The sequence below is a fragment of the Pseudomonas sp. MUP55 genome (assembly GCF_034043515.1).
Classification (GTDB): domain Bacteria; phylum Pseudomonadota; class Gammaproteobacteria; order Pseudomonadales; family Pseudomonadaceae; genus Aquipseudomonas.
In genome coordinates this window covers 3,475,587-3,490,050 of sequence record NZ_CP138214.1, presented here as the reverse complement: position 1 = coordinate 3,490,050, position 14,464 = coordinate 3,475,587, and the positions used below count along the sequence as shown (strand labels likewise).

At 55.9% G+C, this 14,464-nt stretch carries 17 protein-coding genes, 1 tRNA gene and 1 pseudogene; 9 read left to right on the top strand and 10 right to left on the bottom strand.

Translation table 11 applies throughout. From position 1 onward, the window contains the following. Positions 1-14 precede the first annotated feature (14 nt). The gene (locus SC318_RS15595; RefSeq protein ID WP_053256786.1) at positions 15-686 is read right to left on the bottom strand and encodes a Bax inhibitor-1/YccA family protein; all 672 of its coding nucleotides are present in this window, start codon (positions 684-686) and stop codon (positions 15-17) included. A gap of 152 nt (positions 687-838) precedes the next feature. Here SC318_RS15595 and SC318_RS15590 point away from each other — a divergent pair. After that, positions 839-929 (top strand) — tRNA-Ser (locus SC318_RS15590). 186 nt (positions 930-1,115) lie between these two features. On the opposite strand, the gene SC318_RS15585 is transcribed toward SC318_RS15590, so the two are convergent. From SC318_RS15585 to pip, 5 genes are all read right to left on the bottom strand, one after another. Further along, positions 1,116-1,745, bottom strand: a complete 630-nt coding sequence (locus tag SC318_RS15585) for a YdcF family protein (protein WP_320427519.1) — start codon at positions 1,743-1,745, stop codon at positions 1,116-1,118. Next, positions 1,745-2,416, bottom strand: a complete 672-nt coding sequence (locus SC318_RS15580; protein WP_320427518.1) for an HAD family hydrolase — start codon at positions 2,414-2,416, stop codon at positions 1,745-1,747. The genes SC318_RS15585 and SC318_RS15580 overlap by 1 nt, the downstream gene beginning before the upstream one ends. Position 2,417: 1 nt before the next feature. After that, a complete protein-coding gene (locus SC318_RS15575; RefSeq protein WP_320427517.1) occupies positions 2,418-3,593 on the bottom strand; it encodes an MFS transporter in 1,176 nt (391 codons plus the stop codon). A 76-nt stretch (positions 3,594-3,669) separates the two neighbouring features. Continuing rightward, positions 3,670-5,385 carry a carbamoyltransferase family protein gene (locus tag SC318_RS15570; protein WP_320427516.1) on the bottom strand — a complete coding sequence of 572 codons (1,716 nt, stop codon included), beginning with the start codon at positions 5,383-5,385 and terminating at the stop codon, positions 3,670-3,672. Positions 5,386-5,813: 428 nt separating this feature from the next. Further along, positions 5,814-6,794, bottom strand: coding sequence for a prolyl aminopeptidase (pip, locus tag SC318_RS15565; RefSeq protein ID WP_320427515.1), 981 nt, complete (start codon positions 6,792-6,794; stop codon positions 5,814-5,816). Between the two features lie 192 nt (positions 6,795-6,986). Here pip and SC318_RS15560 point away from each other — a divergent pair, with 192 nt between their 5' ends. The 3 genes from SC318_RS15560 (at position 6,987) to SC318_RS15550 (ending at position 8,692) form a co-directional block, all read left to right on the top strand. After that, on the top strand, positions 6,987-7,991 hold the full coding sequence (locus tag SC318_RS15560) for an NAD(P)/FAD-dependent oxidoreductase (RefSeq protein WP_320427514.1): 1,005 nt from the start codon (positions 6,987-6,989) through the stop codon (positions 7,989-7,991). Between the two features lie 105 nt (positions 7,992-8,096). Continuing rightward, complete coding sequence (locus SC318_RS15555) at positions 8,097-8,315, top strand: hypothetical protein (RefSeq protein WP_320427513.1); 219 nt, start codon at positions 8,097-8,099, stop codon at positions 8,313-8,315. Positions 8,316-8,476: 161 nt separating this feature from the next. Then, complete coding sequence (locus SC318_RS15550; protein ID WP_320427512.1) at positions 8,477-8,692, top strand: hypothetical protein; 216 nt, start codon at positions 8,477-8,479, stop codon at positions 8,690-8,692. A 101-nt stretch (positions 8,693-8,793) separates the two neighbouring features. On the opposite strand, the gene SC318_RS15545 is transcribed toward SC318_RS15550, so the two are convergent. After that, a complete protein-coding gene (locus tag SC318_RS15545) occupies positions 8,794-9,018 on the bottom strand; it encodes a hypothetical protein (protein ID WP_320427511.1) in 225 nt (74 codons plus the stop codon). 340 nt (positions 9,019-9,358) lie between these two features. Between SC318_RS15545 and SC318_RS15540 the strand changes: the two genes are divergently transcribed. From SC318_RS15540 to SC318_RS15530, 3 genes and pseudogenes are all read left to right on the top strand, one after another. Continuing rightward, positions 9,359-10,087, top strand: coding sequence for an AraC family transcriptional regulator (locus SC318_RS15540; RefSeq protein ID WP_320427510.1), 729 nt, complete (start codon positions 9,359-9,361; stop codon positions 10,085-10,087). A gap of 79 nt (positions 10,088-10,166) precedes the next feature. After that, positions 10,167-11,114, top strand: a complete 948-nt coding sequence (locus tag SC318_RS15535) for a DMT family transporter (protein WP_320427509.1) — start codon at positions 10,167-10,169, stop codon at positions 11,112-11,114. Positions 11,115-11,140: 26 nt separating this feature from the next. After that, a pseudogene (locus SC318_RS15530) lies at positions 11,141-11,308 on the top strand (LysR family transcriptional regulator); the annotation flags it as partial. A 55-nt stretch (positions 11,309-11,363) separates the two neighbouring features. On the opposite strand, the gene SC318_RS15525 reads toward SC318_RS15530, so the two are convergent. Both SC318_RS15525 and SC318_RS15520 read right to left on the bottom strand, forming a co-directional pair. Then, complete coding sequence (locus SC318_RS15525; protein WP_320427508.1) at positions 11,364-11,978, bottom strand: LysE family translocator; 615 nt, start codon at positions 11,976-11,978, stop codon at positions 11,364-11,366. A 162-nt stretch (positions 11,979-12,140) separates the two neighbouring features. After that, positions 12,141-12,275 carry a hypothetical protein gene (locus SC318_RS15520; RefSeq protein ID WP_256657537.1) on the bottom strand — a complete coding sequence of 45 codons (135 nt, stop codon included), beginning with the start codon at positions 12,273-12,275 and terminating at the stop codon, positions 12,141-12,143. A gap of 216 nt (positions 12,276-12,491) precedes the next feature. On the opposite strand from SC318_RS15520, the gene SC318_RS15515 reads away from it, so the two are divergent. Then, the gene (locus SC318_RS15515; RefSeq protein WP_320427507.1) at positions 12,492-13,232 is read left to right on the top strand and encodes a hypothetical protein; all 741 of its coding nucleotides are present in this window, start codon (positions 12,492-12,494) and stop codon (positions 13,230-13,232) included. A 141-nt stretch (positions 13,233-13,373) separates the two neighbouring features. Continuing rightward, the gene (locus SC318_RS15510) at positions 13,374-13,655 is read left to right on the top strand and encodes a hypothetical protein (protein WP_320427506.1); all 282 of its coding nucleotides are present in this window, start codon (positions 13,374-13,376) and stop codon (positions 13,653-13,655) included. A gap of 258 nt (positions 13,656-13,913) precedes the next feature. Here the strand turns inward: SC318_RS15510 and SC318_RS15505 are convergent, their stop codons facing one another. Next, complete coding sequence (locus SC318_RS15505; protein WP_320427505.1) at positions 13,914-14,408, bottom strand: hypothetical protein; 495 nt, start codon at positions 14,406-14,408, stop codon at positions 13,914-13,916. Between the last annotated feature and the right edge of the window lie 56 nt (positions 14,409-14,464).

Genomic DNA, 14,464 nt, shown 5'->3' with positions numbered 1-14,464 from the left:
TACGACCTTTGCAATCAGTCGTCGCGGCTCATGATGCCGAAGATCTGCAACAGGCTGATAAACAGGTTGTAGATCGACACATACAGGCTGATGGTGGCCATGATGTAGTTACGCTCACCACCGTGGATGATGGCGCTGGTCTGGAATAGGATGCACACAGAGGAGAACAGCACGAAACCTGCGCTGATCGCCAGTTGCAGACCGCTGATCTGGAAGAACATGCCGGCTACCACAGCCGCCAGCAACACGAAGAAGCCAGCGGTAATGAAGCCGCCCAGGAAGCTCATGTCCTTGCGGCTGATCAGCACGTACGCCGACAGGCCACCGAACACCAACGCGGTCATGGCAAATGCCGAACTGACCACTTCCGCGCCGCCGGCCATGCCGAGGTAACGGTTAAGGATCGGGCCGAGGATAAAGCCCATGAAGCCGGTCAAGGCAAACGCCGACACCAGGCCCCAGGCCGAGTCGCGCAGCTTGTTGGTCAGGAAGAACAGACCATAGAAGCCGATCAGCACGACAAAGATATTCGGGTAACCGACGCGCATCTGCTGGGCCACGTAAGCCATCACGCCGCTGAATGCGAGGGTAAGGGCGAGCAGGCCGTACGTGTTGCGCAAGACGCGGCTGACTTCAAGCTGCTCAGCCTGCGCGTTGCCATTCACTGCGTAATTCTGTTCGCGCATGGCGACACTCCTTCAGTTTTGAAACGTTCAGTCGCAAAGATCATAACAGACGCTCTGTAACAAGCTATGCAGAGAGTTTGACAGTGTGTTTCATTCGGGTATTATGGCGCCCGCTGAGACGGGATGAGCTACTATAATCCTGTGATGCACAAGGGAAATTGGCAGAGTGGTTGAATGCACCGGTCTTGAAAACCGGCGAACGTTAATAGCGTTCCCAGGGTTCGAATCCCTGGTTTCCCGCCAAGATTTACACGAAAGCCTCGCGAAAGCGGGGCTTTTGCGTTTCTGGGATAGCGAGATGATGAAGCCAGCATTGCGAATCCTGCCAGGGCCACGCCGGCGGTGGGGTTGAAGAGGGTGGGCGGCCCTACGTGCTGTGCCGAGCGCCAAGGCTCTACGCAGTGTACGTTCCGGAGCGTCGCTGCAACGCTAACGGGCCAGGTGATTTGTAAAGCCCAGCTCAATCAAGTGCCTCCAGGCCGCCTCGACTTTTTTTGGTAACGTCTCTTCGATCTGAAATCCCTTTTCTGGATACAGCATAATGCGCTGTATATCACCCACCATTTCGTCGATTAATCCAAGCACCCCGACCTGATTGGAAGTCTGTTCAGGGAAACAGTAGCTAGGGGCATCAACCCATGCATCAAGGCCCGGCCACTGGATAGGTAACGTCAGCTTGACTCGGCGGATTGAGTTGGGCTTGGTAAGAAACGTAGCACTGTGTATTTGTGGAAACATTTCTCTAGTGAAGGCGATGTTTTCAGCAAAGTTAGTTGCTCGTTTTTCCAAGCTCAATTGCTCCTGCACCACTCCGAGATCCAGCGCGCGCTGAGCGAAAACCTCGGCTTCCGTCTTGTCCCATAAATGTCTCGTCCAATTGCCCGTATTGCCTGTGAACACCAGGTGTCCAGCGACGCCCTTGCGAAGCAATTCACAAGCGTAATCGCAGACACGAAGATCGTACGACCCACAGACTACTAGCAAATCACAGGTGTCATGCTGACGCCCTTCAGATAAGTACTCCCAAAGAATAGCGGCATATTTCAGTGTGGATGTCATTAAGAAGGTGATCTCCTGGAACTATGGCTACCGAGAACTAAGCCGTTTTCAGTGAACAGAGAGGTTGGTGCCGAGCTTTCTGTGGTCTGCAGGGCGTCAAAGTCGGTGTACACCGCCTTGGCGCCGTCGTCGCGCAGCGAAATGTCGTTGCCGATGCCGAGACAAATCGCGCCGCCGCCAACCGCCGACTGGACACCGCTTACAGAGTCTTCGAAGACAAGGCACTCATTGATGGGGTTGTTCAGTTTTCGAGCCGCTAGCTGATAGCAGTCAGGGGCGGGCTTTCCGCTGCTGACATCTTCGCGTGAAACGATACATTCAAAGGCAGTTTCCAGCCCATGATAGTTGAGCACGTTGGCGATACGAGCAGGCCAACTGCTGGTAACCAGTGCCAACGGGATTGATCGTTCCCGCAATCGAGAAATTAGTTTTGCCACCCCAGGCACTAAAGAACAGACGGCCACCTCTTCGGCAGCATCCACTTGTTGCTTGATGATGCGGCGGGTGGGTTGATCAAAGCTGGGAAAGAGAGCCTCAAGCGTATACTCCCCTGGTCGACCATGGATATGCTCGTGTATAAAATCCTGGCTGATTTCAACGCCATACTCCCGCGCCACGCTGGTCCAGGCAAACTCAATAACTTCGCGTGACTGAATAAGGACGCCGTCCATATCAAAACAGACCGCTGTAAACCTGTGTGTCGTCATGCTTGGATTTCCGCATTTTTTGATAAGCAATCAAAGCCAGTAGCGCGCCGAGCAAGGCGGCGGTGGCCATGACATAAAAAGACCCATTGGGTATTTTCTGGTAAAGATACCCGGAAAAAGGCGTGGCTATCCCCATGGGTATCGCGACGGCGAAAGAATAATAGAATCCCTGAGTTAACGTCTGTATGTCTTGCGGAGCGTGATCGCGAATAAAGCGCATAATCGCCGTGTGATAAGCAGCAAAACTCAGAGCGTGCATGCATTGCCCTATGATGATGAGTGATAGGCTGTCGCTGTTAGAAAAGAACGCCCAGCGAAGCGATGCGCATAAACTGGACAACACGACGATGGATAACGGAGAGAAGGACTTCAGGATTTTATTCGAGAACGCAAAGTAGGTGATCTCGGCAATCACAGCAATTGACCAAAATAAACCAATGGTCGTCGATGAATAACCTTTAAGACCCCAGTTTATTGAGGCTGTAGCAAAATACAAAGTGTGGCTTAACTGAATGATGCTAGCAGAAGCAATGGCCAACAGCAGCGTCTTGTTTTCGAATAGTCGCCGCCAGTCTGGTTTGTGGGTGCGCTGAATAGCGTAGGAGACATTTCCATTCGGGACGCGATGTCTTAACCATAAACAACTTAGCGCTGTGAAAAGCATGCTGGCCGCAACGCTGACAGGCACCCACGAGAGCCCATAAACAGTAAAAAAAACACCGCCAAGTGTTGACGTTAAAATAAAGGCTGAAGAGCCAACTGCTCTTACCCAGCCGTAATTTTGAATGGATTGTTTATCGCGTTTAAGCAGATACGACTCCGACAGCGGCAGTACGACCATCCACAGTCCGCCGAACGAGATGCTTAACGCGATAAAAGTGAACAGCGAAGCGGGTAGAAAATAAAACAATAGAGTGCTGACTGCTGCTGAAAAACTGAGCAGTGCGGCCAGGTAGATTTGATCGATGCGCCAGTCGGCGGCATAGGTGATCAATACCCCGGTTACAATCTGAGGCCAATAAGCTGCCGCGATCAGCAAACCGATCTGACTGGCGCTAAACCCTAGCGTGTCTAGCCAGGTTGGCCAGAAGGGATAGATAATGCCCTCGGCTGCAAAAAAACCAAAAAATATCAGGTACATCGGGTCACCACATAAAAACCGTTGAACACCCATTTCGGGAAAAAAGGGGCTTGAAAAGCCCCTAGGCATGTCGGTTTTACTCAAAGCGCTGCAAGGCAAAACTGTTCTTGTTTTTACGCCAGATGATCAGCGACTCGCTCATGACGACCAAGTCGACCATGCCTTCCTTAAGAGCCGCCAAGGCATCCTGTGAAGTGCATACAATCGGCTCTTCATGACGATTGAAAGACGTATTTATCAACGCGGACTGCCCTGTTCGAGCGTGCCATGCATTTAGAAGCTTATGCATGAATCCATCTGCCTCAGGACGAATTACCTGCGGTCTGGCGGTGCCGTCAACATGCACAACAGCTGGGCTGGCCTCGATAAATTGCGGATGGCAATCATAGGTCATCGTCATGGTGTCTGCGGCAACATGGTCTTCGGTCCAGTCCACATAGCATTCGGCGGCCTGTTCGACAGCGGTCACGGGGCCGAACGGCATGAACTCGGTTCGGTGCATACGTTTATTCAGCCAGTCGTTCACATCAGCATCTTTGGCATGGTAGACAATGCTCCTGTTGCAGAGCGACCTCGGGCCGAATTCCATCTTTCCTTTGAACATGCCCAGCACCTGGTTTTCCATCAAGGCGTCTACGAGCGTTTCAATGATGTTCGCCGGGTTGTGATAACCCAATTCAGGGTAATCGCGATTTATGAGGTTTATGTTTTGCGAAACACTACGTGCGGCCGGGCCCAGCGTCATCGCCGGGTTTTTGAATCGAGTACCGTTTTTCAGGTAAGCCGCACCCACTGCAGCGGCCAGTGCCAGGCCGCCGTCTCCCATGCATGGCAGTACATAAACGTTATTCACGTTAGGGATTTCTCGTAAACGCTGGTTAAGCTTCACGTTGCCAAATACACCCCCTGCCAGGCAAAGATTACGACTGCCTAGCCTTTCTAAATGATACGTTACGATCGTAACAAGCATGTCTTCGACATGGCGTTGAACAGCAGCTGCAATATCTTCCGGTTTTTCATTGGCGAGTAACGCTTGTAGCGCGTCGCTGTAACCCTTATACGAAGGCAGGAAAAGATCCCCGCATTTGGCCCTGATGCGTCCGCCCTCGACATTGATCATTTGTTGCATGACGGGCAGCAGTTTTTCGGGATCGCCGAAGGCCGCCAAGCCTGTGATCTTGCCTTCATGACGGTTAGGTTTGTAACCCATCAGGTGGGTGATACGTCCGTAGAAGTACCCCAAACTGTCGATGCTTGTTTCACGCTGTAATATCGTGGTTTCGTTGGCTGTGTAATGTGTCAGCGTCAGCGATTGGAAATCACCTCGCCCATCGCACGTCAGGGTTAACGCCTCGTCAAACGGGGAGCATACATATGCGCCTAATGCGTGGCATTCATGGTGGTCTATGTAGTAGGCGGACAACGCATTGTCCGAGATAAACTGATCGAACTCGGCTCTTTTTTCTTTATCATTGAATATTTCGTCAACAATACGTTGTCGGAAAAGCGGTAGCCCGTCAGGGTTGTTCTTGACCTCATCTACAATACGATCGAAATATAAAGGTAAATGCTTTTCAGCAGTGAACCCTGCGTTCCAACCATAGGCTACATAGTCTACGTCCTCTAAACTCATACCCGCCTCAGCCAGTACAAATGAAATAGATTGCGCAGGCCAGACGTTATCATCCTTGATACGGGTGAAACGTTCTTCACTTACAGCTGAGAGAATTCGGTCGTCGCGGACCAGGCAGGCACCTGATAAATCATTGTTAGTAATTCCTAAAACGATCATAACAACTCCATGTTTTGCAATTCAGTGATTTATCAGAGATCACTGCATCAGCACCGCCCATCATTCTGTCCTCAGAATATTCCCTGGCGTCCAGTGAGCCGTTTAATAGCGCCCAAGTGGGCGATCCTGCCCTCTGACACAGGCAGCGTAGCAGTGGGTTGTGACACCTATATGAAAAACTTCCATGAAAAAACGGGAAAAACCATACGCCAAACTATGCCATCCACTGTGTAGTTACGCAGTGTGAGACCGATAGGGCTTAATCCAATAAGCAAAGGCTTGTCCCCCAATTCCACCGCAAGCCATAAATATTAACGGCATCATGTTAATTAAACTAATGCCCCGGGCCTGGTGGCGTTGTTCAATTATCCTGCTGTCAAGTGATGTAAGGGCTCTGAAGATACGGCCCCTACGCGCCTGGTTCAGTGTCAGTCAAAACGCCCTGCAACCTTGAATGTTTCGGTAGCTTCAATCAGCGTACTCAAGATGCCCGGCTCCGAAGGTGAATGGCCAGCGTCCGGCACCAGTTTCAGCACCGAGCCTGGCCATGCTTTATGTAAGCGATATGCGGAGTTGGGCGTTGCAATCATATCGTGGCCACCCTGAACGAGGATGCAGGGTAGATGGCGAATCGCCGCAATGTCGCGAATCAGCTGATCTTCTTCGAGGAACAAATGGTTGAGAAAATACCAGGCATCCAGGGTCGCCATGCCGATGCTGGTCTCGTCGTCCGCCGCCTGTTCCTCAACGCCTTCGGGGTCATGACGCAGCAACGAGCAACTCGCCGAGTAGCGGATCCAGCCGCGAATGGCCTCCATGCGGATCGACTCGTCTTCACCGGTCATGCGGTTCAGGTAGGCCTGCAGCAGGTCGGCGCGTTCGGCTTCGGGAATGAGGTTGACGAAGTCCTCATGCGCCCTGGGGAAGAAGCGCCGCATGCCGTGGATGAACCAGTCGATCTCATCACGTGTGCCGAGGAACACGCCGCGCAGGATAAAACCCAGGCAGCGTTGCGGGTGCGGTTCGCCATAGGCCAGCGCCAGGGTCGTTCCCCATGACCCGCCGGTGACCAGCCAACGCTCGATGCCCAAGTGTTCACGCAGCGTCTCGATGTCGCCGACCAACGCTTGGGTCGTGTTGTTGTGCAGCGCCGCGAGCGGCGTCGAGCGCAGGGCGCCGCGCTGGTCAAAGAGCACGATTCGATAATGATCAGGGTCCCAGAACTGCCGCGAGCTCGGTGGCGCGCCCTCGCCGGGGCCGCCATGCAGGTAAACCACCGGCACGCCCTCGGGGTTGCCGCTTTCTTCCCAGTACAAGGTATGCAGTTCATCCACGGGCAGCATGCCGCTGCGCCTTGGGTTCTCGATGGGAGGGAACTGGCTGTAGGTGATCTGGCGGGGTGCATCCATGGCGCTGCTCCTGAACAGGTTTTCAAAATGGGTTGTCCAGTTTCGAAAGGGGGCCGCAGCCCATGGTTCACAGGCGCGACGAGCAGGGCAGACGAACGGAACATCAGCCATAAACCGCCGTTTATCGTTCTGCAAAACCTTTGCTGATCCACACCAGTCATTACTAGCAAGGCTTATACGGAGGAACGAGTGATGGCAGGCGCGCGGGATGAATACCAGGAGCTTTTTGATCAACCGGAATCGGCGTCGACCGATGCCGGACAGGTGGATTTTGATTGCCTGGTGATCGGAGCAGGCCCGGCAGGGCTGACCACTGCGGTTTACCTGAGCCGCTTTCACCGGCGTGTATTGGTGGCCAACGGCGGGCCCAGCCGCGCGAGTCTGATCCCGCTTTCCCATAACTATCCAGGCTTCCCACCCGGTATCGCCGGCAAAGATCTGCTCGAGCGTTTATGCGAACAGGCGCTGCGTTACGGGGCGATCATCGAGGCCGGGCGGGTGGAAAGCCTGTCGCGCAACCGTATGGGGTTTGAGGCGCGACTCAACGGTCGAACACTGAGCGCGCGTCGGGTGGTACTGGCGACCGGTATCGTGGATACGCTGCCGCAGATGGCGCGACCCTATGATGCTGTCGCTCAATCGGTCATTCGGCTGTGCGCGATCTGCGACGGTTATGAGGTTAACGGTGACAACGTTGCGGTGTACGGCGAAGCGCATTGCGCAATCAACCACGGGCTGTTCCTTCGCAATTTCACTGACCGTGTGACGGTGCTGGTTCATGGTGATACCCAGGCCTGCGAAGAAGCGGTCGAGCTGGCGCGGCACGCGGGCATACGCCTGATCGACGACCGTGTCGAGCGCATCGAGGTCATCGATCAAAAAGTCCAGGTGCGCACGTGCAAAGGTGAGGCGCTTTGCTTTGACATTGTCTATCCCTCACTCGGGTCGCGGTTCTGTTCCGAGCTGGCGACGCAGGTGGGCGCGCGGGTTAACGAGCAGGGGGCCTTGTACGTTGATGCCCACCAATGCACCTCTGTCAAAGGGCTCCATGCGGTCGGTGATGTGGTGGAGTCGCTAAAGCAGATCAGCGTCGCCACAGGCCAGGCGGCCATCTGCGCGACCGCCGTGCACAACAGTCTGCAAGTGCGCTTGTGGGATCGTGAACGCGATAGCAACACCGCTGTGGATAGGGCTTGAGCCTGCTCCAGCCGTGCCGGGAATAATCTCGCGGCGCTGATTAGCGAATGCTTGAAACAGGGGGCAGGTCGCGGGTCTCAATCGAGAAACTGCAGGGGCTTTTCAATGGATGTTTTCCGTGTCGAATCCGAGGACGGCGGCTGGGTGCTGTACAAGGCCCACGGCTATAAACCGGTGATGCGCGCCGACTGCCAGTCTGACTTGATCCAGCATGTCCAGGTGATTACGGGCGGGAAGGGCGCGGTTATTCGGTTCTGGGCGCAAGCGGGCGTGCGAGAACTTCGGGTGGGCGGGGGCGGTGCAGACGATGCATGGGGACTTTAGGTCGCCGGCCCGGGCCCTGACCAGGCGTGGGGCAGCATGAATATGCAACGCTTCGCCATCGTGCGCATTCTTTCGCCCGCTCGTCGATGCGCCTGCACGTTCTCTCTAAACCGCACCTCTCATACCTATGCGCAACCCTGCGCTACAGAGAGGAGGTAGTTATGGTCGATGATAATAATGGTCCGGCAGCGCCATACCCGGGCCCCAAAAAAGAAGTGCCTGATGCCGGTGAAGGTCATGACTCAGGTCTTGACCAAACCAAATCCGAGCCCAAGCAGGCAACGGACGAGCGCCCGGTGGACTGGAACCCGCCGCCGGGCAACCCTGGGTCTGATCAGGATGCTCAAACTGAACGCGAGAACAGTGGTTCGAAGTAAATGACAAGCGGGTGCACAGTCCGTCAACAACCCGGCCACAGCGCCGGGTTTTTATTGACTGAGGTTCGCCTGTGGCTAGGGGCGGCTCTTGGCAAGCCTGGCTATTTCCCCAGGTTTTGATTCATCAAGTTATCCAGCACCGCAAACTTAGCTATCCCAAGCCCAAGTGCCACTCTGTTTGATGCCTCGGCAGCGCGCCAGGAAGGCCTTGCCTTTGCCGCTGAGGATGCCAGGGAGTTTTCCCAGGCGATGGCGCTGCCAGGAAATTGAAACTTCTGCCGCCACGCGGCGATCTCCTGTGCATCAACCAACAGGAGGTCAGACATGAATTGCTATCTGTGCGGGCTTGAAGCGAAGCAGTCCGATGAGGGGCAGAGTACTAAGCTCGTTGACTGCTCCGACTGCGGTACTTACAGAATCTCGAGTCTGGTACTGAAGGAATTGGAGACCAGGAACTTCGAGTTTTCGAAAATGCGAGATGACTTGCACCGCCAGCGGCAGTTTAACGCCACGTCCGTGGCAGAAATTAATACAGAAACGGCGATCTGGTCTTGAATGTCGTAGTCAAGTAAGCCGATGCTAGAATCTCCAGGCCAATCCTGAGCGAATACAGGTGCGCGCAGGCGCTGTAGGCGTCAACCTACCAGATCGGGCCAATGGTGCATCATGTTTCTGAGTCTTGAAGTGCGCAGCTACGAGCGCGAAAACCACAACCATCACCATGACTACACTCAATTGGTGCTGCCGATCCGCGGCCGCATGGAAATCGACGTAGGCGGCCGCGGTGGCTGCATCGATCAGTCAGTGGCTGCGTTGGTGACGCCTGGCGCGGTGCATTCGCAGCACACCAACCCCGACAGCCGCTTTCTGGTTCTGGACTGCGCGCCAACGGCGTGGGAGACGCTCCAGATCGAGCGCCTTGCTCGGCAGATATATGTCCCCATTCCCCCGGCGACACGCCGGCTGATCGAGTTCGCCGAGTTGGTGGGCAACACACAGCTGTCCATCACGGCGTCACAGCTGGGCCCGTTGATTTTGTCATCCCTTAGCCCGGATGCACCGCGTTCCTGCGACCCGTTCGAGCAGTTGATTACCCGTCTTCGGGCAAATCCGGGGGCGAACTGGAGCAACGACGTCATGGCTCAAGTTGCAAACATGAGCATGAGCCAACTGCACCAGCGTTTTCGCCAGGCGTTCGACATGAGCCCGCAAGCCTGGTTGACCGATGTGCGCATCCAGCAAGCTCAGCGATGGCTGCGCGCAACCTCATTGCCCATCTGCGAAATCGCCTTGCGCGCCGGTTTTTCCGACCAGGCCTCGCTGACCCGAGCCATGCAACGGGTCAGCGCCACAAGCCCGGCGGTTTACCGTAAAGCGCACAAACAGTCTGGGTAAAAAAACCCGCGTTTACCGACAATAATTCCCGAATCCGCTGCGGCAGACTTCCTTCATTACGCTTTGGGAGTGCGGATGAATGTTTGCTGATCGATCTTTACTCAAGGGCATCGTCTACGGTGTTTGCGCGGGGCTGTGCTGGGGGGTGATCTTTCTCGGCCCCCAGCTTACGCCGGGGTTGAGCGGGCTGCAGTTCGCCGTGCTCAGGTTTCTCTGTTATGGCGCGATCTCGTTGGCCTTGCTGCTGCCGCGCTGGCGGCGGGTTTGCGCCAACCTGACGGTGGCCGATTGGAAGTCACTCTTCTGGCTCAGCCTGGTCGGGAACCTCATCTACTATGCGCTGGTGGGCACCGGAGTGCAGTTGGTTGGCATTGCCACAACCTCGCTTATCGTCGGGCTCATCCCGGTGTTCGTCACGTTGGCGGGGCGTCACGATGCCAACGCCGTTTCCCTGGGCAAGCTCGCCCCTTCGCTGTGCTGTGCCGTGGCAGGCGTGGTGCTGATCAGTTGGCATGCGCTGATCAATGGCGACAGGCCCGACACCCTGACCAACGTTGCAGGGATCTTATGCGCGACCGGCGCACTGGCGACCTGGAGCTGGTTCGCGGTGAGCAACGCTCGGCGGCTGGTTCAGGTCGCCAGCGTGTCCTCCCATGACTGGGCACTGCTGACGGGTGTGATGACCGGCGCGCAGTCGCTGCTGTTGGCGGCGCCAGTCCTGGGTTTGCACGCCGCCAGCCATGGCAGCGCCCAATGGCTGCACTTTTTTCTGGTGGCTGGCGGCGTGGCGCTTTTATCGTCGGTTATCGGTGGCGCATGCTGGAATCAGGCCAGCAGGCTTCTGCCATTGGCGCTCAGCGGGCAAGTGCTGGTGATCGAGACGCTGGCGGCGCTGGTCTTTGGATTTTTATGGGAGCATCGATTCCCCGATTCGTACGAACTCGCTGCGATCCTGCTGCTTGTCACCGGTGTCTTCTGGTGCCTGAACAGTCATCGCGCGCCTCAGCACACGCCGGCGAACGCTTAGCTCTCGGCCACTGTAGTGCGACTCCCAAGGGCCTGGAACGACGCGTCGTACTCTCAGTGCCCAACTTCAACTCGCTCGTCTCGGCATTGGCGCACAGTGACCTAGTGGCGGTGGTGCCAGAAAGGTTGGTTCGAAATGAACCAGCACTGCACGTCCAAGCGCCTCCACTGGCCATTCCCGGATTTGAAATGCTGACCCCGAGGTTCCCTTGAAGTGACTGGCCAGCCCGGTTTCTCGGTGACAGGACTGCTAAACCAACTGACGGATGCCCAACGACAAAATCAACCCGCCACACAGTCGGTCAATTGCTTTTTTCCGTCCTTGATAGGCGCTGGCGAATCTGGGCTGGGAAAGGGCGATTGCTACCATGGCATACCAGGCCAGCGAAACTACCACTACGACTGCCAGCATCGACAAGAACGTGCCTGGCGAAACGTGGGCGGGGGCGGCGGCTGAGAATACAGCGGCATAGAAGGCCATGGACTTCGGGTTGCCCAGGTTGGTAATCACACCTTGAGTGAAGGACTGTCGGCAACTGCCGGCGACGGCATCATTTGAGGGGCCGATCGCATTCCTGCCGGCATTGAGTAGCAATCGGAACCCGAACCACATCAGATAGGCTGCCCCGAGCACCTTCACAACCAGGGCGGCCCAAGGGAGAGCGGCGAATACGATCCCCAGCCCACCAATCGCACAGGTTGACCAGAACAGATTGACCACCACGATTCCCGCTACCAAAGCCAGGGCTTCAGCGCGTGTAGCGGCCACCGCCTTATGGACAACGGCAACGAAATTCGGGCCAGGAATAACGACCCCCGCCAGGTAGACCAAGAACACTGTTAACACAGCGGAACCGTCGATCATGTGATTACTCGCAAGGTCTGCAGGGAGGCGGTGACTGTCACCAAAGCCTGAGTTTTACACAGTCGCAGCAGATCCGGGCCTGTTTTATGTAGGCGTCCCTTGCGCAGTGCCGGAAGGTGCCAACGGCCGCCTACGCGGCCAAGCCGTCAGCAGTGTGGACCGTTACTCGACCGTGCAGATCCAGCGGTGATTGTGCCGGTAGGGCGCGCGCGTGAAGTGGACGTCGGAAACCAGATTCAAGCCGCGCTCTTTCAAGGCTTCGGTCAGTTGTACGAGTGTCTCTGCCTGGATAGTCATCACTGTTACCTCGTCAAATTTACCGCGTTCATAATTCTTGACTGAGCGGGCAACTCGCTAATTCAAATTTTCTACAGGTTTAATAGTGGACGGCCGCGCCTGTAGTCCGATGCTTATCTAAACCCGTGGTGCTGCACTTTTTTTGATTTTCCTGATCTACCTCTGTCTCTGCCACGCGACTCCTGCGATTGGCCAACAGACACAGACCCGGAACCGATGCATCGAACGTTCACTGTATTCATCACCCGATGGCCGTCGTTGCTGGCTGCGATGCTCGCGCTGTGTGCCGTCGGTTGCAGCCAGCAACAGGGGCGCGACATCGCCAGGCAGTTCAGCGATGGCAAGCCGGATGAGTTTTTTCAAACCAGCGTGGACCGCATGGCCACCCTGGGCATGCGCGACAACCTGCAAAGCCTGTATCTGCTGATGAGCAAGCTTTACCTGCGCAATCCCAACCAGTGGCGCCAGTCCGGTTACCCGGATGCGGTGAGCGCCGCGCGGGCTATTCGCCAGGCTATCGAAAACCGTCAGCCGTTGCCTGCCCTGGGTGAGCGGCGTGACCTGGCGGCCTTGAGCTACTCCTTGAGCCCGGAGTTTCGCGGCGATCGAGTGGGGGCGTTCATCTACGCCATCGGCAGCATGCTCGTGACCGCACACGGTGGGCGTACGCAGTTCTACGTGACCGACTCGATCAACCCGCAGTTTGTCAGCAACGCGGCACGCAATATCGAGAAAGCCACCTGGCTGCTCGGCCAGCGCCAGGACGCAAACGGCGTGTTGCTGCTGTTTTCCAACGAAATATCGGAGGAGGGCAGCAACCTCAGTTTTGCCGTCGAGTTCGGCAAGATCGTCGCGCGCCTGGACCTGCTCACCCAGATACTCGATGAGCGCTACCGACGTATCGGCCTCAACTATGCGCAAAGTCTGCTGCTGATGAATTTCTTGCCGGTGCAGTGACGTGTTCGCTGCCGGGACAGGCCCGCGGGGTGCGGTGTTTCTCTTTCCTCTGTAGGAAGGTGCCTATCATGCCCTGGACCGCTTGAAACACGCCCCCGGTCAGCCCTAGCCTCGGACTTTTCTTAAACACGAGTGCCTACCTTGGGTAAGCGAAAAACGGTTTGGCCTACTGATCGCGAAATCCGCCTGCGATTCATCCTTTTTGCTGTCATCGACGCCGCCAGTGCCCAAGGGGTCGCGGCGGATGTATTACTTGCCGCGCATAAACTGTTGCGCGACTCGCCAACGGAGGCGCAACTATGCGGTGCGCTTGCCGGCATTCTGGCCACCGATGAGATGTATGGGTTCAGGTTCCCCATCGGTTCGGACGCCGACGATCTGATGCAAACGCTTGCATTGCCGGTCAACGGGGTGCGCGCTTGATCCATTCGCCCAGAGTTAGACCGTTTATTTCCATCTGGAATATTTAAGTTCCTGGTTCGAATATCCATCGCGTCCATTTCGAAACTACCGTGGAGTGTTCTGCCGCTACAGCATCGGTATCGTCGTGATGCCGGTTTTCGCGCGTGTTCAAACCCGCCAAGTCGCCCCTGGAACATCCAATCCTGCTGCTCTGCCAGCGTCTTGCGCGGTTGCCTGGCGGCTCTAGAATCGGCGCCAGAACCTGGCCTTTCCTGTCGATTACGGAGTTTCGAACATGATGAACGCAATGCAGATGCCGATGAACACCTCCATGCCAATGATGCCGATGATGGGCATGCCCATGATGATGGCGACCATGCAGTGCGAAATGGCCGGTGGCGCCATGATGTGCACCATGAAACCCGCCGCAGGCATGGACATGGCCCAGTTCAAGACCAGCGCCGAGATGATGGCGATGATGATGAACTGCGGCATGCCGATGATGATGCAGTGCGCTAATATGAACATGATGTGCATGTCGGCGGACGCGATGAACATGCTGTCGAGCATGAACATGCCGATGCCGATGGGCATGATGAAATGCGTGATGGAGTGCACCCTGCAGGGTGACAGCATGATGTGCAAAATGATGCCGATGTCGGGCATGAGCATGGGCATGATGGAAAACTGCTGCATGCTGATGAACAAGATGATGAACGACTGCGCCATGCCGATGATGATGAGCTGCAACGGCATGCCGATGATGTGCTGCACCTGCTGATAGCTCGCCTGTCAAAAAAAAGCCCCGAATGGTCGGGGCTTTTTTGCAT

Coding starts and splice junctions, on each gene's coding strand:
- SC318_RS15595 (WP_053256786.1), bottom strand. CDS start 686: ATGCGCGAACAGAATTACGCAGTGAATGGCAACGCGCAGGCTGAGCAG.
- SC318_RS15585 (WP_320427519.1), bottom strand. CDS start 1,745: ATGACATCCACACTGAAATATGCCGCTATTCTTTGGGAGTACTTATCT.
- SC318_RS15580 (WP_320427518.1), bottom strand. CDS start 2,416: ATGGACGGCGTCCTTATTCAGTCACGCGAAGTTATTGAGTTTGCCTGG.
- SC318_RS15575 (WP_320427517.1), bottom strand. CDS start 3,593: ATGTACCTGATATTTTTTGGTTTTTTTGCAGCCGAGGGCATTATCTAT.
- SC318_RS15570 (WP_320427516.1), bottom strand. CDS start 5,385: ATGATCGTTTTAGGAATTACTAACAATGATTTATCAGGTGCCTGCCTG.
- pip (WP_320427515.1), bottom strand. CDS start 6,794: ATGGATGCACCCCGCCAGATCACCTACAGCCAGTTCCCTCCCATCGAG.
- SC318_RS15560 (WP_320427514.1), top strand. CDS start 6,987: ATGGCAGGCGCGCGGGATGAATACCAGGAGCTTTTTGATCAACCGGAA.
- SC318_RS15555 (WP_320427513.1), top strand. CDS start 8,097: ATGGATGTTTTCCGTGTCGAATCCGAGGACGGCGGCTGGGTGCTGTAC.
- SC318_RS15550 (WP_320427512.1), top strand. CDS start 8,477: ATGGTCGATGATAATAATGGTCCGGCAGCGCCATACCCGGGCCCCAAA.
- SC318_RS15545 (WP_320427511.1), bottom strand. CDS start 9,018: ATGTCTGACCTCCTGTTGGTTGATGCACAGGAGATCGCCGCGTGGCGG.
- SC318_RS15540 (WP_320427510.1), top strand. CDS start 9,359: ATGTTTCTGAGTCTTGAAGTGCGCAGCTACGAGCGCGAAAACCACAAC.
- SC318_RS15535 (WP_320427509.1), top strand. CDS start 10,167: ATGTTTGCTGATCGATCTTTACTCAAGGGCATCGTCTACGGTGTTTGC.
- SC318_RS15525 (WP_320427508.1), bottom strand. CDS start 11,978: ATGATCGACGGTTCCGCTGTGTTAACAGTGTTCTTGGTCTACCTGGCG.
- SC318_RS15520 (WP_256657537.1), bottom strand. CDS start 12,275: ATGACTATCCAGGCAGAGACACTCGTACAACTGACCGAAGCCTTGAAA.
- SC318_RS15515 (WP_320427507.1), top strand. CDS start 12,492: ATGCATCGAACGTTCACTGTATTCATCACCCGATGGCCGTCGTTGCTG.